Below are 22,761 nucleotides of genomic sequence, written 5' to 3' on the forward strand. Positions count from 1 at the left end.
GCGGGTGGCCCGCCGCCGCCGCGAGGAGGAGAAGCAGCGCCGTCGGCGTGAAGCCGAGCGGCGCCGTCGGGTGGCGGCCGAGGAGAAGGCACGTGCCGCCGCCGAGGCGGAGGCCCGCCGCCGGGAGCGGGAGGAACGGCGCCGCCGGGAGGCGGAGGTCGCCGCCGAGCGCGCCCGCGTGCAGGCGGAGCGGCGGGCCCGCGAGGAGGCCGCGCTCGCCGAGCGGGAGCGGCTGCGGCTCGAGGCGGAGGCGGAGGCGGAGCGCCGTCGGCAGGCGGCCGAGGCCGAACGCCGTCGCCTCGAGGCCGAACGCGTCGAGGCCGAGCGGCGCCGTCGGGCCGAGGAGGCCGAGCGGCGCCGTCGGGAGGCGGAGGAGGCCGCCCGCCTCGAGGCCGAGCGACGTCGTCGCCAGGCCGCCCGCGTCCGCGCCCACACCGTGCTGCACGCCGAACGCGCCCTCGCCCAGGCCCGGCTCCTCGAGGACCGCGCCCGGGAGGCCGAGCGCCGTGCGGCGGAGGACGCCGCCCGCCGCCGTCGCGAGCACGAGGAGCGGGAGTCCCGCGCGCTCGCCCGGGCTGCGCGCGAGCTCGAGGGCCCCGAGGTCTTCCCGGCCGCCGCCGACCGGCCGCTGCTGTCCGACCCGGAGGAGCGGCTCACCGATGAGGAGCTGTTCGCCCGGGCCCGGGTGGCCCTGCCCGAGTGGCGGCGGCGGCAGCGGCTCTCCACGAAGGCGCAGGCAGTCCAGGCCGAGGCCACCGCCCACTCCTCGGCGGGGCCGGTCACGGGCGCCCTTCCCCTGATCCCCGGCTACACCCCCGCCCCGCCCGAGGAGCCGGCCGGCTCACCGACCCGCGCGGACCGGCGCGGCCAGACGCTGCTGACCGTCGCGTGGGCGCTGTTCGTGCTCTCCGGTGCGTGGGGCCTCGGTCTGGCCGGCCGCGTCCCGGGGCTCGGCGCCCTCGATGCCGGCGCGTACCCGCTCACCGCCGACGGCCGACACGGCCCCGGCGCGAGCGTGTTCGGGCTGTCCCCGCTGCACCCGGCGATCTGGCCGGTGCTGTGGCTGCTGACCGGGATGTACGTGCTCCGGCAGTGGGGGCCTGGCCAGGGCGCGTCGCCGCGGCACCGCCGCATCCGGGGCGCGGTCGCGGGGACCCTGCTGGCGCTGGCGCTGTGGTTCCCCCTGGCCGTCCTGGCCCCCGGGGGCCTCGACGTCGTCCCGTGGCTGCTCGCCCTGGTCCTCATGCTCCGTGTGGTCCGGCGGCTCGGCGCCCGCCCGGCGGCCCGCCGCCTCGCACGGGTGGCCGAGGACGGCGCGCTCGGCGTGCTGCTGGGCACCCTCCTCGCCGGCGCGCCCACTGCGGTGGGCGCCGCCCTCCACGCCTGGGGCGTGCACGTCGACTGGTTCCCGACCGAGCTGCTCGCCCTGCTGGTGCTGATGGCCCTGCTGCTGGCGGCCCTGCGCCTCGTGCTCGGTGGGCGCGGCCGCCTGGGTGTGGCCCTGGGCATGGCCTGGACCCTGCTCTGCCTCGCCCTGCCCCGCCTGCTGCCCAGCCCGCTCGGGGCGCAGCAGAGCGCATGGGTGGGTCTCGCGGCCGCCTTCGGGGCGCTCCTGCTGGTCACGGCCGCGGCCGTGCGCCGCTCCTGGGCCCGCCAGATCGAGCGCGACGCCGCCCGCCGGCCGCACCCGGCCGGCGCCTGAGCCCGGCCCCGTTCAGCGCCCGGGCCCAGCGGGCACCGGGACCCACCGACCGCCGTCGCGCCGGAGCACGTCCAGCCGGCCCGTCACGGCGACGCCGGACACCGCCTCCGCCATCCGCCGCGCCACCTCGGCGGCCTCGGCGTCCTCGCCGGCCCGGTGCGAGCCGTGCACCGTGAAGCGCAGCACGATCCGCGGGACGCGCGCCACGACCTCGATGTCCTTGGCCGCGAGCACGTGCGAGGCCTGGACGGCCGCCTCGGCCAGGTCCATGACCTCGTCGGGCCGGTGGCCGGGCAGGAGGTCGCCGATCTGCAGGCGGGCACGGTAGGAGGGCATGGGCCCAGGGTAGGGGTGGCCGCAGCAACGGTGACGACTTCCCTCGTCGCACGGGCCGGGCCCCTTCCGCCCGCCGCGGACGCGTGCCCTCCCGTGTCCGGACCCGCTCGTAGGGTGGGGCGCATGACTCAGACCGCCACCCCGCAGACCGACGCCCCCGCCGTGCCCGCGATCTTCGAACCGATCGAGATCAACGGCGTGCGCGTGCGCAATCGCCTGATCCTGCCGCCGATGTGCCAGTACTCGTGCGAGGCGCGCGACGGCGTCCCGCACGGCTGGCAGTTCCAGCACCTGGGCGCCCGCGCGGCCGGCGGCTTCGGGATCGTGGTGGCCGAGGCCACCGCCGTCACACCCGAGGGGCGCATCTCCCCGTGGGACACCGGCCTGTGGAACGACGAGCAGCGGGACGCGTGGGCGCCGATCGCCGAGTACATCGCCTCCGAGGGCGCCCTGCCCGCCATCCAGCTCGGCCACGCCGGCGCCAAGGCCTCCACCGTCCCCATGCACCCGGGCGCGCCCGCCGGGCAGCCGATCCTCGAGGGCCCCGACTCCTGGGAGACCCTCTCCCCCTCCGGCGTGGCCACCAACTCCATGGAGATCCGCACCCACGCGATGCGGGTGGACGAGATCCGGGAGACCGTCCAGGCCTTCGCCGACGCCGCCGAGCGCGCCGACCGTGCCGGCTTCGGCGCCGTGCAGCTGCACGCCGCCCACGGCTACCTCATCCACCAGTTCCTCTCGCCGCTGACCAACACCCGGACCGACGAGTACGGCGGGGACTTCGAGGGCCGCACCCGCTTCCTCAAGGAGGTCGTGGCGGCCGTGCGCGAGGTGTGGCCCGCGGACAAGGTCCTCGGCATCCGCATCTCCGGCTCGGACTGGATCGAGGGCGGCTGGAGCATCGAGGAGACCGTCCGCCTGGCGCAGGAGCTGCAGGGGCACGTGCACTGGTTCGACCTGTCCTCCGCGGGCATCGGCGACACCTACGAGGGCCCCCAGGGCCCGGGCTATCAGGTGCCGCTGGCCACCGCCGTGAAGGAGGGCACCGAGGGGATCGTGGTGTCCGCCGTCGGCTCGCTGACCGGCGCCGAGGAGGTCGCGGCCGTGGTGGACGAGGACCGCGCCGACGCCGTCTGCGTGGGCCGCGCCGCCCTGGCGAACCCGAACTGGCCGACCGCGGCCGCCCTCGCGCTCGACGTCCCCTCGGAGCAGGTGCCGATGGCCCGGCAGTACTTCCGAGCCAAGTGGTGAGCGGAACACGCGGGACCCGGTGTGCCCCCGGCGCGGAACTCCGGTAGAACAGAACCATGAGCGTGCGCACCCCCGACCCGAATCCGGGCTGGCTGTCCGACGAGGACCTCTACGAGGCCCGGCGCCGGCTGCCCATGGTGTATGTGGAGGCCATCCCGGTGCGGCTGGACTCCCTCGGCTACGTCACCGAGATCGGCCTGCTCTACGTGGCGGACGAGACCGGTACGTTCCAGCGGACGTTCGTCTCCGGCCGTGTCCAGTATCGGGAGACCATCCGCGCCGCGCTGATGCGCCACCTGGAGAAGGACCTCGGCCCGCTCGCCTTCCCGCAGCTGCCGCCGTCGGTGGTCCCCTGCACCGTCGCCGAGTACTTCCCGGCGCCGTCCGAGACCGGGCTGACGGACGACCGCCAGCACGCCGTGGCCCTGGTCTACGTGGTGCCGGTGACGGGTGAGTGCCAGCCGCGCCAGAACGCGCTCGAGCTGACCTGGCTCACCCCCGAGGAGGCCCTCGGCGAGGACATCCAGGCCGAGTTCATCGGCGGCCGCGGGGACCTGGTGCGCCAGGCCCTCGCCCACGTGGGATGGGGGCGCTGAGCATGGCACCGGTCGTCGGCGGCTACCTCCGCCATCTGAAGTCCCAGGACGTGCAGCCCGGGGACAGCTTCCTGACCCGCCGCGGCGAGCCCGCCCCGCCGGTGGCCTCGACCCGGGTGATGCGGGACGACTTCGGCACCCCCGCGCTCGTGATCGCCACCCTCGAGGGCGGCCGCGAGGTCAAGATCGCCCACGGCTCCGTGATCCGGGTCCGCACGGACCGCCCGGAGGAGCGCAGGGCCGTCCCGGACACCACCTTCTCCCCCGTGGACGCGGGCTCCCCCGAGGAGCGGATCGTCGCCGTCGGCAAGCGCCACCTCGAGGACACCGAGCTGACCGCCACCGCGGCCCGGCTCTCGCACGGGTTGAACCTGCGCTCCGGCTCCCAGCTGGAGGACGTGTTCGGCATGGCCGAGCGGCTCTACCTGCTGCACGAGGACACCGAGGGCACGCTCGCCACCCTGGGCCTGCTGACGAACCTGCCGTGGGACGGGGCCGTGGGGCGGTGGAAGTCCATCCAGGCCGCGCTGTCCCTGGCGTCGCTGATCCTGCGCGAGGAGGGCGAGCACATCGCCGCCGCCAACCTCGGCCGGCGCCTGCTCGAGGCGGACGAGGTCCCCTCCGAGCCGGGCCGGGCGGCCCGGGTGCTCGAGGTGCGCCAACGCCAGCTCAACGAGCCGCCGCTCTACGACCGGGAGATCTCCCGCGCCCTGCAGGCCCGCGACGCCGAGGCCGAGTATCAGTGGCGCCGCGCCCGGTTCGACCAGCTGCTCTACCTGCGCGCCCGCGGCGGCTCGGAGACGCTCACGGACGCCGACCTGGATTCCCGGATCGCCCGGGAGCTCGGCACGCTGCGCACCCTCGCCGACGAGCTCGAGGCGAAGGCCGCCACGCGCCGGTGAGGCCCAGCCGCGGGACGGGCGTCGGGAGCCGGCCCCGTCCCCGGTGACACGCCCTCCGGGGTGCGGTTCGTGTGGCGCACCTCACTTTCCAGCCCCTGTCGGGGCTATGCTCCCGGCATGACCGGCTCCGCACCCGCCCAGCTCCGCCTCCTCCGCGCCACGGACGCGCCCGCCGTCCTGGCGGCCTTCCACGCGGGCACCGTCGGCATGGCCGATCCCGCAGAGGTCACCGACGAGGCCTCCGCCCGCGCCTACGTCGACGGACTGGTCCAGGCGGAGGGGACGGACGCCGTCGCCGTGGTGGAGCGCGGGACGGACACGCTCATCGGCCTGGTCGCCGTCGTGCGCGACGAGGCGCACGGCACCGGCGCGCTCACCGCCTGGCTGCATCAGGGCTGGCGCGGGGACGCGATCATGTCGCGTGCGGCGACCACCGTGACGGACGCCGAGCTGGCCGAGGGCGGCCTCGAGCGGATCGAACTGGCCCACCGGGCGGACAGCCCGACGGCGGGGGCCGTCGCCCGGGCCGCCGGGCTCCGACACGAAGGCACGCAGCGCGGCCGCCTCCGCGCGGGCGGGCGGCGGCTCGACGTGCACCGCTACGGCCGGCTGGCCGCGGACCCGCTGCCCGAGGAACGCGTCCGTCCCCTGCCGTGGGCCTCCGACGCCCGCCCCTGGGCCGACCGCTGACCGCGGCCCGCCCCCGACGACGCCCCACGACGACGCCACGCCATCCCGGCCCGATGCCCCGCTAGTCTGCCGAGATGACCACCCCGACCGGCGCCATCCCGAGCCCGCATCCGCGGCCGTTCCTCCTCGTCCAGACGCGCCCCGAAGACGACGCCGCGGCTGCCGAGGTCGAGGCCGTCGAGCGCCTGGGCGGCTATCCGGAGGGCCGGCTGCGGGTGCTGCGCCTCGACCGCGTCGTGCAGCGCCCCGACGCGGCCACGCATGGTCTGGATTGGGAGGCGGAGCTCGCGGACGTCGCCGCCGTGATCCTGCCCGGCAGCCCGTTCACGGGCACCGATCCCGAGGAGACCAAGTCCCCCGTGCAGCGCGCCGTGGAGGCGGAGCTGGCCCGGATGCTCGACGTCGTCCGGCGTCGCGACCTGCCGTTCCTCGGCTGCTGCTACGGCGTCGGCACGCTGGGCCGGCACGCCGGCGGCGTCGTGGACAACGCGTACGGCGAATCGGCCGCGCCCGTCGAGGTCACGCTCACCGACGAGGGCGCCGCGGATCCGTTGCTGGCCGGGGTGCCGCGCACGTTCGCGGCGTACGTCGGCCACAAGGAGGCGATGAGCGCGCTGCCGCCCGGCGCGGTGCTGCTCGCCGCGGGCGCCGACTGTCCCGTGCAGATGTTCCGGCTCGGCACCCGCCAGTACGCCACCCAGTTCCACCCGGAGCTGGACCAGGTCGGGATCCTCGAGCGCCTCGAGATCTACCGCGACCACGGGTACTTCGCGCCGGGCGAGTACGAGCCCACGGTGGCGGGGCTGGCCGCCGTCGACCCCGAACACCCGCGCCGGATCCTGGCGAACTTCCGCACGCTGTTCGGCTGAGCCGCCCGGCCCACCCCGTAGCGTGGCCGCATGGACACACTCCTCGCCACCGCTTCCCTGCCCTGGATCGACGGCCCCGCCGTGCGCAACGCCCTGAGCCCGAGCGCCGCCGTCGACGCGCTGGAGGCGGCTCTCGCCGCCGGCCTGGACCCGGAGGCCGACGCCCCCCGCACCCGCGTGCCCACCGCCGCCGGGCAGCTGCTGCAGATGCCCTCGACGCGCGGAACCGAGGTCGGCGCCAAGCTGCTCACCCTCACGCCGGACAACCCCGAGCGCGGTCTGCCCGTCATCCAGGGCGTCTACGTGCTGTTCGGCGCCCCGGGCACCCCCGGCCAGGCACCGCGGGCCGTGCTGGACGGCGTCGAGCTGACGGGCCTGCGCACCTCCGCGGTGTCCGCGCTCGGGGTGCGGCTGCTCGCGGACGCCTCGCCCCGGCACCTGGTCGTGGTCGGCACGGGCGTGCAGGCGTGGGAGCACGCGCTCACCTTCCAGGACGTGTTCGGGCTGGAACGGGTGTCCGTGGTGGGCCGCGACGCCAACCGGGCCGCCGCCCTGGCCGCGCGCATCGAAGCGGAGCTGGGCGTGACCGCGAGCGCCGCGGGCCCGGAGGCCGTGGCGGAGGCGGACGTCGTGGTGACGTGCACGGCCGCGACGGCCCCGCTGTTCGACGGGACGCTCGTGCCGGAGCACGCGACGGTCGTGGCGATGGGCTCGCACACCACGGACGCCCGCGAGACCGACGACGCCCTGGCCCGCCGCGCGACCGTGGCGGTGGAGTCGCGGGACTCGGCCGCCCGCGAGGCCGGGGACGTCACCCTCGCGGTGGCCTCCGGCGCGCTGGCCGGGATCGAGGACACGGTGACGCTGGCCGAGCTCGTGGCCGGGACCGCGCATCGTCGGGAGGGCGCGCCCGCCCTGTTCGTCACCACCGGCATGCCCTGGCAGGACCTGGTGGTGGCGAGCGCGGTGGCGCGGGAGGTGCTGGGCTGAGCCGGGGCGGCCGGGTCCGGCTGCCGGACCGAGGGCGTGTCCCGGCGACTGACGGCGAGGAGGACGAGGGCGCCGGCGAGCCCGACCAGATTTCTCGCCACGAGCGGGGTGAGGCCGGCCTCCGCGGTGTCGGCCCAGTCGAGCACACCCCGTCTGGATAGAGTGACTCGCGCCACCCTCTTCACTGCAAGGCAGGACACATGATCGACGCACCCCTCGCCCAGCTCGCTGAGACGTACGCCCGTGACGTGCGGCTCGCCTCCACGAGCGGGGTCTCCGCCGAGCCGGAGGCGCAGCTGACGGTCCCGGTCTCCGAGTTCCTGCGCGCGTTCTCCTTCGTCACCGGGCTTGGGGACCTCAGCCTGCTGCGAGAGGCCCAGCTCGACGGCGTGCGCCCGGACTTCGCCGCCCTGATCGACGGTCGCCCCTGCGGATGGGTGGAACTCAAGGCACCCGGCCACACGGTCATCGGAGAGAAGTGGCGCGGCCGGGAGAAGGGCCAGTGGGACCTGCTCTCCCAGCTGGACGCGCTGCTCGTCTCGAACGGAGACGAGATCGCCCTCTATGTCTCCGGCTCCCTTGTGGACACCGCGTTCCTGCCCGTCGACGGCGTCGCAGGCTGGGACGCGGACCGCCTGCGCACCGTCCTGGAACAGTTCACCCTGGCCCAGCCCCGGCCGATCACCCGAGTGAGCCAGCTCGCGGACCGCCTGGCCCCGCTGGCCCGCTTCCTTCGAGAGCGCCTCCAGGAAGGCCTGTCCAACAACTACCGCTCGGTGCGGGAGGCGAAGGCGGCCTGGGACCACACGGTGCACCACACAACCACGGACGCCCAGTTCGCCGGCGACGTCGCCCAGGTCGTGGCCTACTCCATGGCCATCGCCGGTCTCTCCGGCCAAGCGGACCGGAACGCCGACGGCGTGGTGACGCTTGAGGAGGCCAAGCACGCCCTGGAGACGGCCCACCGCAATGTTCTGGCGGCGTCCCTCGGACCGATCATCGGCATCCCGGCGCTCATGGAGTACATCGCCCCGGAGGTCGGGGCCATCATGCGGCTGGTGTCCAGCATGGACGTGGCCGCCATCGAGCGCTCCACGGACTCCCGTGGTGAGCCGTGGCTGTGGTTCTACGAGGACTTCCTCCAGCGCTACGACCCGGCCGCCCGTAACCGCGCGGGTGTCTACTACACGCCGATCAGTGTGGTGCAGTGCCAGGTGCGCGTGGTGGACGCGCTGCTGCGGGAACGTTTCGGTCAGACCCTGGGCTTCGGCGCCCCCTCGGTGGTGACGCTGGACCCCGCGACGGGCTCCGGCACCTACCCGCTGGCGGTCATCGACCGCGCGGAGGCAGCGGCCCGGGAGGAACGCGGCCCGGCGGGGGTGGCCCAGGTGGCCAAGAACCTCACGAAGAACCTGCTGGCCTTCGAGCTGCTGCCCGGCCCATACTCGGTGGCGCACCTGCGCATCGGCCAGCGGCTCGCTGAGGCTCAGGGTCACGCCTTCCAGGCGGAGGAGATCGGCGTGTACCTGACGGACACCCTGGAGGACCCGTCGGCGGGCATGGCGGAGGGGTTGTTCGGCGACGCGCGAGTCCTCGCCGAGGCCGCCGAGGCGGCCCGCCGGATCAAGCGGGACCGGCGCATCACCGTGGCCATCGGCAACCCGCCCTATGACCGGGTGACCTCCGGCACCGGCGGCTGGGTGGAGCACGGGGACGGCGAGGACGCGCTGTTCGACGACGTGATCGGCCCCGCCCAGGAGCAGGGAGTGATCTTCTCCGCCCAGGCCTCGCTGTACAACCTGTACGTGTATTTCTGGCGGTGGGCCATCTGGAAGGCGTTCCAGCAGGACCCCGGGGACCAGGCGATCATCTCCTTCATCACGGCGTCCTCGTGGCTGACCGGCCCGGCCTTTGTGGGTCTGCGCGATCTGGCCCGTCGGACGGCCAGTGAGATCTGGGTGATGGACCTTGGCGGCGAGGGCCGCGGGGCACGCCAGGAGGAGAACGTCTTCGACATCCAGACCCCGGTGGCGATCGTGACTCTGGTGCGCACCGGCAAGGCCGCCCGGGAAGCGTCCGTGTACTACCGGCGCTTCCGGGGCACGCGCGCGGAGAAGTTCGCGGCCCTGGACGAGGTGGCCCGGTTGGATCCCGACGACGGCACATGGGAGTGCCTGCCCGGTGGGGCGGGCGACCCCTTGGCACCGGCCAGCGGCGGGGAGGACTGGGCGGCGATGCCCGCCCTGGCGGACCTCTTCCCCTGGCAGCAGCCCGGGATCAAGTACAACCGCGCCTGGCCCGTGGCCCCGGATCAGGACACCTTGCAACGGCGGTGGCGAGAGCTGTTGGCTGACCCGTCCGCGGACGCCCGTGCGGAGAAGTATGTGACGGGCCACTCTGGGCGCACCATCCACACCGCCGTGAGCGGCCTGACCCCCTTGGCGGCGCTGCCCGCCGACGCTGAGCACCGGCCGATCACACGGGTGGCGTGGCGCTCCTTCGACCGCCAGTGGACCTTCGACGACCCCCGGTTGGCGAAGACGGACAGCCCCGCACTCTGGCAAGCGCTGTCGGACCGCCAGCTGTTCTTTGTCTCCCCTAGGACAGCCCGCATCAGCGGTGGCCCCGCCGTGACCGTGGCGACGGCGGTGCCGGATCTGCACTACTACAACAACCGTGGTGGCAAGGACGTCATTCCGCTCTACCGGGACGCTGAAGCCGCCCAGCCCAACGTCACCGGCGGGCTGCTCCCGCTGCTGGGGGAGCGCTACGGCCGAGAGGTCACGCCGGAAGACCTGGCCGCCTACGTCATGGGCATCGCCGGCCATGACGCCTACGTCCAGCGGTTCGACGAAGCCCTGGAGGGCAGCCCCGTCCACGTGCCGCTGACGGTCGACCCGGCCCTGTTCGCCCGTGCCGTGGAGCTGGGTGAACGTCTGCTGTGGCTGCAGACCTACGGGGAGCGGTTCACTGGTGTAGACCGCCCCGCCGGCCGCGTACCCCGCATTCCTGGCCTGGGTTGGGAAGCCCCCGTGACGGCCTTGCCTGCCTCCCCGCGGGCCGTGTCCTACGACCCTGCCACCCAGCGTCTGACGGTGGGGGACGGCGTCGTCACCGGCGTGAGCCCGGAGGTCAGGGCCTTCACCGTGTCCGGCATGAACATCCTGGACAAGTGGCTCGGCGCCAGGACGGCCACCGGCATCGGCCGCGCCGCCGGCAAGGCGGCCACCCCGCTGGACCGTATCCGCCCCACTGAGTGGGCAGACGAGTGGAACGACGAGCTGCTCGATCTGCTCCGAGTGCTGACCGAGACCGTGTCACTGGGCGGTGACCAGGCAGACCTCTTGGACGAGATCCTCGCCGGAGACCTGATCCCGGCGAACGAACTCCCCGAACCGACCCCGGCCGAACGGAAGGTTCCCAAGACGATCAAGCGGGACTTCTCCACTGCGCAGGAGGAGATGTTCTGATGGACGCTGCGAACGTCATCGCCCTCGTGGTCTCCGTGTTGGCGCTCCTGGCCGCGGCATGGTCCGCCGTGGAGTCGTGGCGGTTGCGCCAGATCGAGAAGGGCCGCGACGAGCGGCAGGACCTGCGCGAAAAGCAGGAACAGGCACGCCAGGTCGCCGCGTGGATGTGCGTCGCCGCCCGGATCAATGACGAGTTCGGCGCCCCACCCACGCGGCGCTGGTTCCTCGCCGTGGAGAACTCCTCCCAGGTCCCGGTCTACGGGGCACGGGCCACGGTGGCGTCGAAGTATCCCGTTCCCGATCTCACCGCCGCCATGCTGCCTCCAGGACGCACCTACTTCGAACTGAGCAAGAACGAGTGGGGCTACGGCGTCCAGGCGGATGAACTGGACGTGGTCCCCCGGCCGCTGACCAACGCCGAACGGTTCCGGGTGACCGCCTTCACCTTCACCGACGCCGCTGGCGACCGCTGGTCCCGCGACCACCAGGGTCGGCTCTCAGCGACAAGTGGGAAAGAGTCTGAAGCGACTGATTGAGGGACAGGCAGGCAAGGGACCTGGACCAGCTCCATGCACAGCTCCGAGCCGACCACCCGCAGGCGGTGCCGGAGCAGCTCGAGTTCCATGGCCTGCGGTGTTTAACGGCAAGGACGACTGGACTGCCGCCCCCGTCGGCGTCCGCGCATGGGCCAGCCAACGCGCCGTCGAACTCATCGCCGCGCACACCCCGTGGTTCGGCTTCCAGGGTGTCGACGTCGACAGGCTGCGTCAGCGGCCTGGATGGGAAGACGCCAAACCGCACATCGTGGTGTCCGCTCAGCTCTTGAACCGCGTGCACCGGAGGACGTCCCTGCGTGCGGACGGCCTCCTGGTGATCGCCGATGACCACCACCTCCGCGATGACAGCCGTCTGACCTACCGACGCATGCGAGCCGCCTCGGTCCAGGGCCTCTCCGACGGAGCACTCGACCACCTGTTGGACACGATGTACTTCGGCCCTTCGAACCAGAGCCGCCTGCTGCAGGCCGTGGACGTCCTGACGTACTTCGAGCAGCGCCGCCGCCATGTCACTGAGCGCCACCGCGATGCCGTTCGCCGAATGAACGCCATCGGCCGATCGCTGAACAAGATCCGTCAGCACTCTTACGTCTGGACCCCTTGAACGCAGACACACGAAACCCCCGCTCGAAGGCGGGGGTCCGGTTGGACGGAAGACGCCGAAGCGCGTCCCGTGATGTCCAGTGTACTCGCCTCTGAGGACTCCCGACAGGGACATCCCGTTCGGGACCACGCCGCTCCACCCCGCCTCCCCGCTTGGACGCCCCCACTACCCTGGATCCCATGCCCGACACCCCGCAGCCCCCCGCCGTTCCCGCGCACCCGGACCACTTCGGCTTCGAGGTGACCCACCGCCTGGAGACCCCCGGGCACGACGGCGCCCCGCTGGGCCGCACGGGCGTCATCACCACGCCGCACGGGCGGATCCAGACCCCGGCGTTCATCCCGGTGGCCACGCAGGCCACGGTCAAGGCGGTGCTGCCGGAGTCGATGAAGGACCTCGGCGCGCAGGCGCTGCTGGCCAACGCGTACCACCTGTACCTGCAGCCCGGTGACGACCTCCTGGACGAGGCCGGCGGCCTCGGCGCGTTCATGAACTGGCCCGGGCCGACCTTCACGGACTCGGGCGGCTTCCAGGTGATGAGCCTCGGCTCGGGATTCAAGAAGGTCATCGACATGAAGGGCCCGGGCGCGCCCGAGGGGCAGGGCGCCGACGACGCCGTCGCCCCCGGCAAGGAGCGCCTGGCCAACGTCGACGACGACGGCGTCTGGTTCAAGTCCCACCTGACCGGGGACCGGCACCGGTTCACCCCCGAGGTGTCCGTGGGCATCCAGCACAACCTCGGCGCGGACATCATGTTCGCCTTCGACGAGCTGACCACCCTGCACAACTCCCGCGGCTACCAGGAGGAGGCGCTCGAGCGCACCCGCCGCTGGGCCCAGCGCTGCCTCGACGAGCACGCCCGCCTCACCGGGGTCCGCGCGGCGCGGCCGTACCAGGCGCTGTTCGGCGTGATCCAGGGGGCCCAGTACGAGGACCTGCGCCGCAAGGCCTGCCGCGACCTCGCGGGGATGCGGGCCGAGTTCCCGGCCGCGGGGGAGCTCGACGGCGTGACCTCCGGCTTCGACGGCTATGGCGTCGGCGGGGCCCTGGAGAAGGAGAACCTCGGGACCATCGTGGGCTGGTGCGCGCAGGAGCTGCCCGAGGACAAGCCGCGCCACCTGCTGGGCATCTCCGAACCCGATGACCTGTTCACCGCCGTCGAGAACGGCGCCGACACCTTCGACTGCGTCTCCCCCACCCGTGTGGCCCGCACCGGCGCGTTCTACACCCGCGACGGGCGCTACAACCTGCCCGGGGCGAAGTACCGCCGCGACTTCGGCCCGCTGGACCCCGAGTGCGACTGCTACACGTGCGCCCACTACTCCCGCGCGTACCTGCGGCACCTGTTCAAGGCGAAGGAGATGGTGGCGCACACGCTCCTCTCCATCCACAACGAGCGGTTCACGGTCTCGCTCGTGGACCGGATCCGCGCGGCCATGCAGGACGGCACGCTCGCGGAGCTCAAGGCAGAGACCCTCGGCCGGTACTACGCCCCGAAGGGCTGAGGGGTGCTGGGTGCGCCGGCACACGCCAGCACGCTGTGACGGGCACGCGCCAGCACGCTGCGACGGCGCGAGCCAGACGTTTCTGCTGTTCTGAGGGGGCTATCACGACAGATTCGTCTGGCTCAGCGCCGCTCGGACGCGTGGAAGACGTGAGCCAGACGATTCAGCGGCTCCTGCACAGGGCCGCCGACCCGGCTCGCCCTCCACGGCCCTCGCTGTCGCGGCACCGGGTCCGCCCATGGAAGGAGAGGGTGGCAGCATGGTCGCCCCTCCTCCGCACGACGACGCCGCCCTCAGCCCCGTCTTCCCGGTCGCCGCGGGGCTGCAGGCCGGCCTGACGGCCTCGCAGCTGCGCGGCCCCCGGTTCGACGCCCCGCACCACGGGCTGCGGCACACCGCCGGGGGTCAGCCCTCGCTGGCCGACGTCGTCCGCGCCCTCCAGCGGACGAACCCCGGCACCGCGGCCACCCACGCCACCGCCGCTCGCCTCTGGGAGATGTGGCTGCCGCGGCAGTGGGAGCGCGGCCCCATCCATCTGGCGCGCACGCGGGCCGAGGGCGGGGCGCCGCGCCGCAGCGGCGTCGTCGGGCATGAGCTGCACCCGCAGGACCCCGTGCTGGTGCGTGCCGGGGTGCGACTCACGACGCCGGCCGCCACCTGGGCGGCGCTGGCGCAGCTGGGTCTGCCGTTGGACGACGTCGTCGCCGCCGGGGACAGCCTGCTGCAACGGGCTGACGGCCCGGCGGGCCGGCGTCGCCCCGGCGAGCATCCACGGTGCACCGTGCGTGATCTGGAGGCGGAGGTGCTGCGGGTCCGTGGGCGGCGAGGGACGCGGACCCTGCGAGCGGCCCTGCCGCTGCTCAGGAACGGCGCGGATTCGAGGGCCGAGACACTCCTGCGACTGGCGCTGGCCGACGCGGGTGTGCCGGAGCCGGAGGTGAACCCGCTGCTGATGCTGAGCGACGGGTCCACCGTCCGGCCAGACCTGGTGTGGCGGGAGGCCCGTGTCTGCGTGCAGTACGAGGGCGATCATCACCGGACGGACCCGCAGCAGTGGCGCCGTGACATCGAGCGCGACCGCCGGATGCAGGCCGAGGGGTGGATCGTGCTGCGCGTGACCGCCAGCGTCTTCACCCAGCGGGGCCTCGACGCCCTGCTGCGCGACCTCGCCGCCCACCTGCGGCTCCCTCTGCGTGCGTGAGCCAGATGAATCGGCCGCCGAGCCAGACGAATCGGCGGCAGGGGGGGCGTGCGTACCAGCAGAAATCTCTGGCTCACGCCGCCGCCCCCCGCTCGCGTCATCTCACACGAACGCGCCGACCCCCGTGATCTCGCGGCCGATGATCAGCCCCTGCACGGTCTCGGTGCCCTCGTAGGTGTGGATCGCCTCGATGTCCGCGAAGTGGCGGGCCACCTCGTTCTGGATGAGGATGCCGTTGCCACCGAGCAGGTCGCGCGCGTTCGCGGCGATGGACCGCGCGGTGCGCGTCGCCGAGTACTTGGCCATGGACGCCATCGGCCCGGTGAGCCGCCCCTCGTCCTCGAGCCGGGTCGCACGCAGCACGAGCAGCTGCACCTGGGTGAGCTGGGAGAGCATCTCGGCCAGGCGGGTCTGCACGCTCTGTGCGGCGGCCAGCGGCCGGCCGAACTGGACGCGCTGCCCCGCGTACTGCACCGCCGCCTCGTAGCAGCCCACGGCCTTCCCGAGGGCGGACCACGCGACGCCCACGCGCGTGGCGAAGAGGACGCGGGAGGTGTCCTTGAAGGAGCGGGCCTCGGGCAGGACGTCGGCGTCGGGCACGAACACGCCGTCGAGGGTGATGTGGGCCTGGTCGATGGCCCGCAGCGCGACCTTGCCCTTGATGACCTCGGCCGTGTAGCCCTCGGACTCCTGGCGCACGATGAACCCGCGGACCTTCTCGTCCTCGGCGCTGCGCGCCCACACCACGGTCACCCCGCCGGCGGCCCCGTTGCCGATCCACTTCTTGTGCCCGTGCAGCCGCCAGCCGCCGTCGACGCGCTCGGCGCGGGTCTCCAGCGAGACCGAGTCGGAGCCGTGGGTCGGCTCCGTGAGCGCGAAGGCGCCGTAGAGCTCGCCGCGCGCCATGGCCGGCAGGTGCTCGGCACGCTGCTCCTCGCTGCCGCACAGCTGGATCGAGCGCATGGCCAGACCGCCCTGCACGCCCGTCATCGTGGCGATTGAGCCGTCCAGGCGCGAGAGCTCCATCATGGCCAGGCCCGCGGCCACGCGGGAGACGTCGGGCAGCCCGTCCACGGGGACGCCGTCGCGCAGCAGGTCGGCCTGGCCCAGGCGGGCCACGAGGTCGAGCGGGTACTCGTGACGGTCCCACGCCTCCCGGATCCGGGGCAGCACGTCCGGCTCGAGCGCGAAGGCGCGGGCCCGACGCCACACGTCCTTCTCGGCGTCGGAGACGTCCGCGAGCGCGAGGTAGAAGTCGGTGTCCAGCGGCGTGGCGACGTCGTACTCGGGCTCGACGGTGGGCAGGGTCTCGGTCATGGTGGCCTCCCGGGCGGGGTCGGAGAGATGGGTGTGTCCGTCATCACCCTACACCGACTGACACGCCATCTCACAGAATCAGACGCAGTCTCACCTCCTCTCCGCGCCCGTGGCACCATGGCCCGCATGACGACGCCCGCCGAGGACACCCTCACCGCCCTGATCCACCTGCTGGACCGCGAGGGCTACGACGCCGTCACGGCCGACCAGCTCGCCCGCCAGGCCGGCATGAGCCGGGCCAGCTTCTTCCGCCACCTCGGCGGGAAGGAGGAGGTGGTCTTCGCCGACCACGCGGCGCTGCTCGCCCGCCTGGACGACTTCCTGCGCGGCACCTCCCTCGGCGTGCGGGAGGCCCTGGAGGAGGCGGTCCTCCAGGTCTTCCGGCATCACACCGCCGATCCGGGCCGGGCCCGGGCGCGCTCCCGCCTGCTGCGCGGCTCCCAGGCGCTGCGCACACGCGAGCTGCTCACCTCGCACCGCTACACGGAGCTGTTCTCCGGCTGGCTCGCCTCGGCCCTGCCGGACACGCCTGCGCGCGGCGGGGTCGCCGTCGGGCTGGCGGCGGCCGTGGTGGCCGTCCACAACCGCGCCCTGCGGGCGTGGCTCCACGCCCCGGCCGACGACGCCGAGGCCGGCCTGCGCGCGGACCTCGCGGAGGTCATCGCGCGGCTCACGGCCGAGCCGGCCGAGGCCGAACGAACGCTCGCCGCCGTGCGCCGACTCCTGGGCTGACGCCCCGCCCTCAGCGGCCGGCGACCTGCGCGTTCTCCGCCCCGAACGCGGGCGGGTAGCGGAACTCGCCGGCCGGCACCTCGGCCCCGTCCTGGAGCGTGAGGACCTGCAGCGCCTCGGGCTGCCGGGCGAAGGCCGCGTGCACGCCGTGCTCGGAGGCCCGGTGGAAGCCGAACTTCGCGTAGTACTCGGGCCAGCCGTAGACCACCACGACCTCCTCGCCGTCGGCCTGCGCCTTCTGCAGCAGGGCGTTGACGAGCGCGGTGCCGGCGCCCTCGCCCTGATGCTCGGGCAGGACGCCGTGCGGGGCGAGGGCGAGCACCTCGGCGTCGTCGATGTGGGCCCGGACCAGGGTGCCGTAGCCCATCGGGTCCGACTGCAGGTCCGTGCCGGGGATCGCGGCGGTCATGGCCACGAGGGAGTACTGGGGCAGCCAGCCCTCCGCGCCGCCGGCGAGCGCCTCGACGAGGTCGGCCTCGGCCGTGGACGCGAAGGCGAGCTCGGCGATCTGGCGGACGGCGCGGCGGTCGGCCGGATCGTCGTGATCGGCCTCGCGGGTGGACCAGCGGTGACCGAGATCCTGGCCGGCGGGGACGTGGGCGGCGCGGTAGCCGGGGGTCTGGATGCTGTTCTGCTCGGCGCTCATGCGCTCACCGTAGCCAGGGTGTGACCCCGGATACAGGGACGGCGCCCTGCGTCACGCTCGTGACGCGGGCGCCGTCGCCTCCTCCGGCCGGGGGCGGGCTCAGTCGATCTGCAGCTCGCCCATCGGGCCGAAGCCCTCCGCACCGACCTGCTCGGAGATGATCTGGGGCGTGCTCGCCAGCAGCGGGCGCATCGCGTCCAGGCCCTCCTGGAAGTGCGGGGACGCGACGTGGGCCTGCGCACCCTCGTCCGTGAACCCCTCGAGCAGGAAGTACTCGTTCGGGCCGCCTTCCACCGGGCGGTACCACTCGAAGAACAGGTTGCCGGGCTCGGAGCGCACGTCCGCGGTGTACTTCGCGACGGCGTCCATCCACTCGTCGGCACGCTCGGGCTGGACGGTGAACTTCAGGTTGATGAGGATCATGCCGTCCATTCTGGTCCACCCGGCACGGCCGCGGCACGGCCTCGCGTCCGCCGCGCGCGGAACCGCCGGGCCAGCAGCCACAGGCCCACGACGACGGCGACCACCAGCACGGCGACCAGCACCGGCAGGAACAGCGCGGCCGCGACGAGGCCGGCCGCCGAGACGTCCTCGGCCGCCGAGAGCACGGGCGCGGCGGCCCCCACCGTGACCGTGTCGGCTCCCAAGACCGTCTGGACGACGTCGTTGACCGCGTCCACCCCGGGGATCTTGTCCGCGACGAGCTCGAGCGCGAGCAGGGCGCCGAGGATCCAGAGGGAGGCGTCGGCGGAGAGCCACGTCCACCCCGCGGGCAGGTCGACGAGCCCCGTGAACCGGTCCAGCAGACCCAGGGCGAGCAGGGGGATGTAGGCGTTGAGCCCGGCCGAGGTGGCCAGGCCCGTGCCGGTGAGGAACTCGAGCACGTCCGTCCCCGTCCTTCGCGGGTCGCTCGGGGCGCCCGGGCGGACGCTCCGGGTCCGAGGACCCTCGTTCCCCGGTGAACACCGCCGGCCGTCGGGCGCTTCCCGTCCGGGGTCGGTCCTACCATGGGCGCATGCCCCAGACCGCTCACTCCCCCCAGCACTCCGCCTCCGCCCCCGCGCTCGCCCTGACCATCGCCGGGTCCGAGGCCACCGGCGGCGCCGGCGCCCAGGCCGACCTCAAGACGTTCCAGGAACTCGGCGTCTTCGGCATCGTGGCGCTGACCTGCATCGTCTCCTTCGACCCGGAGGACGACTGGAACCACCGCTTCTTCCCCGTGCCCACCGAGATCCTCCAGCAGCAGCTCGACGCCATCCAGGGCGACTACCCGGAGCGGCTGCGCACCGTGAAGCTGGGCATGCAGGGCTCCCCGGAGGTCATCCGCACCTCGGCCGCGGCCCTGCGCCGCGCCGAGTGGGACCACGTGGTCCTGGACCCCGTGCTCATCTGCAAGGGCCAGGAGCCGGGCCACGCCCTGGACACGGACCAGGCGCTCAAGGCCGAGCTGCTGCCGCTGGCCACCTTCACCACCCCGAACCACTTCGAGACGGAGCAGCTCTCCGGCATGACCGTGCGCTCGGTCGAGGACCTGACGGCGGCCGCTCGGCGCATCCACGAGATCTCCGGCGCGGCCGTCCTGGCCAAGGGCGGGATGCACCTGCCCGGCCCGGACGCCGTGGACGTGTTCGTGGACGGGGACACCGTGGAGGTGCTCTCCGCCCCGAAGATCGGCCAGTCCGGCGTCTCTGGTGCGGGCTGCTCGCTCGCCGCCGCCGTCACCGCCGAGTTGGCCAAGGGTGCCACCACGCTCGAGGCCGCGCGCCGCGCCAAGGAGTTCGTGCGAGCCGGCATCGCGCAGGCGGTGGAGGGCCGCACGCCGTTCGCCGCCCTGTGGCAGGGCGGCCTGCGCTCCGCTTGAGCGCGCACGTGGGCCGCTGACTCGTCCTGAGCCGGGCGGTGCGCCACACTGGGGGCATGAAGCTCCCCTCCCCCGCCCCTTCCGCCCCCGGCGAGGTCCACCACTCGGCGTCGTCCGTTCCCGTCGACGGCGTCGAGGCCGTCTTCCCCGCGCTGCGCCAGCGCGCCCTCGCCCCGGGCGGCCGGCTCTACGGGCTGGCGGCGGCGGCCGCGGTCGGCGGGCTCACCCTGCTGGATCCGCACGCCCGCCGAGGGCGCGAGCGTCGGGCCCTCGCAGAGCTCGAGGCCGCCGTCAGCGGCACGGTCCTCGCGGCCGAGACCGCCAACGCCCTCCACACCGCCGCGATCGCCGACGGCGAGGTGGCCCCCTCCCCCGCCGCGCGTGCCCTGCGCGGGCTCGGCGGGCTGGCCGTCGGCGGCGCGGTCGCGGCGGTCACGCTGCGTGCCACCGGCCTGAACGACCGGATCGACGCTGCCCTGGTGCGCGGGCTCCAGCGGGTCGGCGTCCCCGCCCCGCGCGTCGCGCTGGCCGCAGCGGCCTCCCTGGCGATGCTGCTGGCCAACGAGGACGCCCGCCGGACCCGCCGCGACGCCGTCGAACTCGCCGTCACCGGACCCGCCGGCCTGGACGAGGACCCGGTCGACGAGGTCGAGCCGGAGGCCACCGCCGAGCTGCCGGTCGAGGTGCGCGTGCTGCTCGAGACCCTGCTCGACCCGGCGCTGGCCGAGGGCCGGGACCTGCCCGGGGCTGAGGCGCTGCGCTCCCAGCTGCCGCACGCGCGCACCGTCGCATCGGTGGCCGAGGCCATCCGTGAAGCCGGCGAGGTCCCGGACTGGGTGCCGCTCGTCGTCCAGACCGACGACGACGTCCGGCGCGCGGTGCCGAACGACTGCGTCTGGCCCGTCCGCGGCCGCTTCGCCTCCGGATCCGCCGGAGGACACGAGCTCGAGCTGCGCCTGCAGGTGATCGACGGGGAGATCGGCGCCCTGACGGTGACCCTGCCCGCGGACGCCGAGGCGGACAGCGACGCCTGGGACGCGTTCCAGGAGATCGAGTCCTTCCCCGGCGTCGAGGACCTGGCCTTCCACGTGGACGGCGACCGGCGCGCCTGACCGGGAACTCTCCCGGGGCCCGTCCAGCCCGGCCCACTACAGTGGGGACCCGCCCGACGTCGTCGATCCCCCTCCCGGAGAGTTCCCGCCATGACCACCCCCGCCCCGGTCGCGTCCGCCGCCCGTGCCCGTCGCCGCGCGGCCCGTTCCGGCCCCCGCCCGCAGCTGCGCATGGGACTGAACGGGTTCCTCGTGGCCTGGCTGCTGCCCAACCTCGTGATGGCCGCCGTGGTGGCGATCCTGGCCGTGGTCCCGGGCCTGCAGGCCTTCGGCAGCCTGACACCGCTGCTGACGGTGGTCGGGGTCGCCGGGCTGGTGGTGGGGCTGCCGCTGTGCCTGCTCGTGAACTGGGCGTTCCGGCACGTGCTCAACCAGTGGGTCCACGTGCTGGCATACGCGCTGATCGGCATGCTCTACGGCCTGGTGGTGCTCACGCAGGGCGCTGCGGGCATCCTGCCGATGCTCATCCCGGTGATCGGCTTCCCGGCCGCCGTGCTCATGGCCCTGGGCCGGACGGCGGCCCGTCCCCTCGTCCGCACGGTCACCCCGGAGCCGTCGCCCGCCGAGCCGGCCTGAGCACGCCCGACAACGAAAAGGACGATGGCCGGATGGCCATCGTCCTTCTCGGAACCGCGTCCGGGGCCCGCATCCCCTCAGGCATGTATCCCGGCTCGTGATTCGCACTGTGCACCGTCTCAATGGGGCATGACCCACTCTAGGAGGGACGACGGCGCCCCCGACAGTGGCGGAAGGTGCAGACTTTCGGGCCCTGATGTGATGCAGGTCACATGGGTCTGGTCCGCCGCTGCGACGGCGTCGGCCTCGTCAGACGGACCTGGGGAGCACCGCGCGCACCCGCCACCCCCAGCCCCCCGGCCCGGCCTCGATCGTGCCGCCGAAGGTGGCCACGCGATCCCGCATGGAGTTCAGGCCCACACCGGAGGAGTTCCACTGCGGCGGGCCGGACCGCTCGGTGACGGTGTTCTCCACCTCGAGCACCACGTCCGGCCCCGCGTCGCGGAGTTCGATGCACACGCGCGCGCCCTCGCCGGCGTGCTTGGCGACGTTCGTGGTGGCCTCCTGGAGCACCCGGTGCAGGGTGGAGCGCACGGAGATCGGCATCGCGTTCTGGTCGCAGCGGACGTCCGTCTCCACCGTCATTCCGAGACTGCGCAGCTCCTCGGCCAGTTGGGCCACGGACAGCACCGGATCCGCGGACGTCGCCCCGTCCGCGCCCCCCGCGGCGCCCGGCTCACCGCTCGGGTCCACGATCCCGTCCTCCTGGAGGATGGAGAGCATGCGCCGCAGGTCCCGCAGCGCGTCCTTCGCGGAGTCCCCCACCACGTCCAGCACGCCCTGAGCCGCCTCCGGGGCGCCGAGGTAGCGTGCCGTCCGAGCCTGCATCGAGATGATCGTGAGGTTGTGCGCGACCACGTCGTGCAGGTCGCGGGCCAGGGAGCGACGCTCGGCCTCGGCGGCCAGCCGGGCCCGCTCCTCCGCCTCGAACACCCGGCGGCGATCCCGCTCCCGCCGGGCCAAGCTCTCGCGGATGAAGAGCCCGCCGCCGAGGCCCATGGACATGAGCAGCAGGATGAACCACGTCGCGTTCGACTGACCCACCGCGAACGGCTGGGCGACGCCCCAGGTCAGTGCCAGGACGGCGGCCGTGACGACGAACCCCCAGGAACGGGCGGTCGCCGCGACGGCCCCGAGGACCACGGGCGCGACGACGGCGAAGAGCACCTCGGAACCGCCGACGACGGTCGCGACGGCCCCGGGCAGGAGCAGGGCGAAGCCCACCGTGCTGCGCCACCACTGGGCGAGGAAGGCGCTGGTCGCCGACGCGATGGCGATCCCGTCCAGGACCGGGATGGCGCCGTGGCCCGGGCCAAAAAGACCGATGTCGGACGCGGTCGAGGCGAGCAGGAAGGCCGACCCGAAGGCGAGATAGACGCGGCTCAGCGGCGCCGCGGCCCAGAACGCGCGCCACCGCAGGCTGCGCGCCTGACGCCACGCCGAAGAGCGGCGCGCCCGGGAGGGCGCGCCGCTCCGGACGGAGGGGGTCGATGGGCTCGAATCAGGCATCGGGGGCGGACCGCCCCGGGGTCAGTCGCACCAGATGCCGAAGTGGCGGCACGTCCACTCCGCAGTGCCTTTGCCGAGGCCCAGGGTCGTGACGACGTCGTCCTCGGCCGAGGCCGCCGAGGCGGCGGCGGCCGGAGCGCCGACGAGGGTGGAGGCGAGAAGGAGAGCGGAAGCGAGGAGAGCGCGAGTCTTCATGGCCCCAGTATGTATGACGCCCGTCACAAATGGTGCACGCCGCGCACAGGCCGCGCCGCGGCATGGCGCAGATGACGGCCGGCGGGCACCCCGGCCTCGCCCCGACGCCGACAAGGTGGCATGCGCCACAGCACCGGTTA

At 73.9% G+C, this 22,761-nt stretch carries 23 protein-coding genes; 16 read left to right on the top strand and 7 right to left on the bottom strand.

What is annotated here, in order from left to right; translation table 11 throughout:
• Positions 1 to 1,702: hypothetical protein (locus tag ACZ1IK_RS07790; protein WP_465098446.1), on the top strand; the 1,702-nt coding region annotated here is incomplete at its 5' end.
• Between the two features lie 12 nt (positions 1,703 to 1,714).
• Here ACZ1IK_RS07790 and ACZ1IK_RS07795 read toward each other — a convergent pair.
• The gene (locus tag ACZ1IK_RS07795) at positions 1,715 to 2,038 is read right to left on the bottom strand and encodes a hypothetical protein (RefSeq protein WP_044659057.1); all 324 of its coding nucleotides are present in this window, start codon (positions 2,036 to 2,038) and stop codon (positions 1,715 to 1,717) included.
• A gap of 123 nt (positions 2,039 to 2,161) precedes the next feature.
• On the opposite strand from ACZ1IK_RS07795, the gene ACZ1IK_RS07800 reads away from it, so the two are divergent.
• The 11 genes from ACZ1IK_RS07800 to ACZ1IK_RS07850 all read left to right on the top strand — a co-directional run bounded on the left by ACZ1IK_RS07800 (position 2,162) and on the right by ACZ1IK_RS07850 (position 14,673).
• On the top strand, positions 2,162 to 3,289 hold the full coding sequence (locus ACZ1IK_RS07800) for an oxidoreductase (protein WP_044659058.1): 1,128 nt from the start codon (positions 2,162 to 2,164) through the stop codon (positions 3,287 to 3,289).
• 56 nt (positions 3,290 to 3,345) lie between these two features.
• Positions 3,346 to 3,885: an NUDIX hydrolase family protein gene (locus ACZ1IK_RS07805; RefSeq protein WP_036316089.1), complete on the top strand. Its 540-nt coding sequence runs from the start codon at positions 3,346 to 3,348 to the stop codon at positions 3,883 to 3,885.
• A gap of 2 nt (positions 3,886 to 3,887) precedes the next feature.
• Entirely contained in the window at positions 3,888 to 4,787 is a 900-nt protein-coding gene (locus ACZ1IK_RS07810) for a DUF6707 family protein (protein ID WP_225941407.1), read from the top strand.
• A gap of 117 nt (positions 4,788 to 4,904) precedes the next feature.
• The gene (locus ACZ1IK_RS07815; RefSeq protein WP_060774482.1) at positions 4,905 to 5,477 is read left to right on the top strand and encodes a GNAT family N-acetyltransferase; all 573 of its coding nucleotides are present in this window, start codon (positions 4,905 to 4,907) and stop codon (positions 5,475 to 5,477) included.
• A 74-nt stretch (positions 5,478 to 5,551) separates the two neighbouring features.
• Positions 5,552 to 6,346 carry a glutamine amidotransferase gene (locus tag ACZ1IK_RS07820; protein WP_465098447.1) on the top strand — a complete coding sequence of 265 codons (795 nt, stop codon included), beginning with the start codon at positions 5,552 to 5,554 and terminating at the stop codon, positions 6,344 to 6,346.
• A 30-nt stretch (positions 6,347 to 6,376) separates the two neighbouring features.
• Positions 6,377 to 7,336, top strand: a complete 960-nt coding sequence (locus tag ACZ1IK_RS07825; RefSeq protein ID WP_465098448.1) for an ornithine cyclodeaminase family protein — start codon at positions 6,377 to 6,379, stop codon at positions 7,334 to 7,336.
• A gap of 200 nt (positions 7,337 to 7,536) precedes the next feature.
• The gene (locus ACZ1IK_RS07830; protein ID WP_465098449.1) at positions 7,537 to 10,806 is read left to right on the top strand and encodes a type ISP restriction/modification enzyme; all 3,270 of its coding nucleotides are present in this window, start codon (positions 7,537 to 7,539) and stop codon (positions 10,804 to 10,806) included.
• Positions 10,806 to 11,342: a hypothetical protein gene (locus ACZ1IK_RS07835; protein ID WP_036316098.1), complete on the top strand. Its 537-nt coding sequence runs from the start codon at positions 10,806 to 10,808 to the stop codon at positions 11,340 to 11,342. Before ACZ1IK_RS07830 ends, ACZ1IK_RS07835 begins: the two co-directional genes overlap by 1 nt.
• Before the next feature lie 97 nt (positions 11,343 to 11,439).
• Complete coding sequence (locus ACZ1IK_RS07840) at positions 11,440 to 11,967, top strand: DUF3800 domain-containing protein (RefSeq protein WP_012750724.1); 528 nt, start codon at positions 11,440 to 11,442, stop codon at positions 11,965 to 11,967.
• Between the two features lie 179 nt (positions 11,968 to 12,146).
• On the top strand, positions 12,147 to 13,472 hold the full coding sequence (gene tgt / locus ACZ1IK_RS07845; protein ID WP_078025372.1) for a tRNA guanosine(34) transglycosylase Tgt: 1,326 nt from the start codon (positions 12,147 to 12,149) through the stop codon (positions 13,470 to 13,472).
• Positions 13,473 to 13,731: 259 nt separating this feature from the next.
• Positions 13,732 to 14,673 (top strand): endonuclease domain-containing protein, encoded by a 942-nt coding sequence (locus ACZ1IK_RS07850; RefSeq protein WP_465098450.1) that lies wholly within the window; start codon positions 13,732 to 13,734, stop codon positions 14,671 to 14,673.
• 102 nt (positions 14,674 to 14,775) lie between these two features.
• Here the strand turns inward: ACZ1IK_RS07850 and ACZ1IK_RS07855 are convergent, their stop codons facing one another.
• Positions 14,776 to 15,990 carry an acyl-CoA dehydrogenase family protein gene (locus tag ACZ1IK_RS07855; protein WP_465098451.1) on the bottom strand — a complete coding sequence of 405 codons (1,215 nt, stop codon included), beginning with the start codon at positions 15,988 to 15,990 and terminating at the stop codon, positions 14,776 to 14,778.
• A 126-nt stretch (positions 15,991 to 16,116) separates the two neighbouring features.
• Here ACZ1IK_RS07855 and ACZ1IK_RS07860 point away from each other — a divergent pair, with 126 nt between their 5' ends.
• Positions 16,117 to 16,722 (top strand): TetR/AcrR family transcriptional regulator, encoded by a 606-nt coding sequence (locus ACZ1IK_RS07860; RefSeq protein ID WP_465098452.1) that lies wholly within the window; start codon positions 16,117 to 16,119, stop codon positions 16,720 to 16,722.
• Between the two features lie 10 nt (positions 16,723 to 16,732).
• On the opposite strand, the gene ACZ1IK_RS07865 is transcribed toward ACZ1IK_RS07860, so the two are convergent.
• The 3 genes from ACZ1IK_RS07865 to ACZ1IK_RS07875 form a co-directional block, all read right to left on the bottom strand.
• A complete protein-coding gene (locus ACZ1IK_RS07865; protein WP_020624823.1) occupies positions 16,733 to 17,368 on the bottom strand; it encodes a GNAT family N-acetyltransferase in 636 nt (211 codons plus the stop codon).
• Between the two features lie 99 nt (positions 17,369 to 17,467).
• Positions 17,468 to 17,791 (bottom strand): putative quinol monooxygenase, encoded by a 324-nt coding sequence (locus tag ACZ1IK_RS07870; protein WP_010079505.1) that lies wholly within the window; start codon positions 17,789 to 17,791, stop codon positions 17,468 to 17,470.
• Entirely contained in the window at positions 17,788 to 18,252 is a 465-nt protein-coding gene (locus ACZ1IK_RS07875) for a DUF4126 domain-containing protein (RefSeq protein ID WP_465098453.1), read from the bottom strand. Before ACZ1IK_RS07875 ends, ACZ1IK_RS07870 begins: the two co-directional genes overlap by 4 nt.
• 131 nt (positions 18,253 to 18,383) lie before the next feature.
• On the opposite strand from ACZ1IK_RS07875, the gene ACZ1IK_RS07880 reads away from it, so the two are divergent.
• From ACZ1IK_RS07880 to ACZ1IK_RS07890, 3 genes are all read left to right on the top strand, one after another.
• Entirely contained in the window at positions 18,384 to 19,229 is an 846-nt protein-coding gene (locus ACZ1IK_RS07880; RefSeq protein ID WP_020624820.1) for a hydroxymethylpyrimidine/phosphomethylpyrimidine kinase, read from the top strand.
• A 56-nt stretch (positions 19,230 to 19,285) separates the two neighbouring features.
• Complete coding sequence (locus ACZ1IK_RS07885; RefSeq protein WP_465098454.1) at positions 19,286 to 20,341, top strand: hypothetical protein; 1,056 nt, start codon at positions 19,286 to 19,288, stop codon at positions 20,339 to 20,341.
• Between the two features lie 90 nt (positions 20,342 to 20,431).
• Positions 20,432 to 20,917, top strand: coding sequence for a hypothetical protein (locus ACZ1IK_RS07890; RefSeq protein ID WP_020624818.1), 486 nt, complete (start codon positions 20,432 to 20,434; stop codon positions 20,915 to 20,917).
• 249 nt (positions 20,918 to 21,166) lie between these two features.
• On the opposite strand, the gene ACZ1IK_RS07895 is transcribed toward ACZ1IK_RS07890, so the two are convergent.
• Positions 21,167 to 22,426 carry a sensor histidine kinase gene (locus tag ACZ1IK_RS07895; RefSeq protein WP_078025375.1) on the bottom strand — a complete coding sequence of 420 codons (1,260 nt, stop codon included), beginning with the start codon at positions 22,424 to 22,426 and terminating at the stop codon, positions 21,167 to 21,169.
• A gap of 21 nt (positions 22,427 to 22,447) precedes the next feature.
• Complete coding sequence (locus tag ACZ1IK_RS07900; RefSeq protein WP_002856694.1) at positions 22,448 to 22,621, bottom strand: hypothetical protein; 174 nt, start codon at positions 22,619 to 22,621, stop codon at positions 22,448 to 22,450.
• Positions 22,622 to 22,761 lie beyond the last annotated feature (140 nt).

This window comes from Micrococcus sp. CS26 (assembly GCF_055522295.1).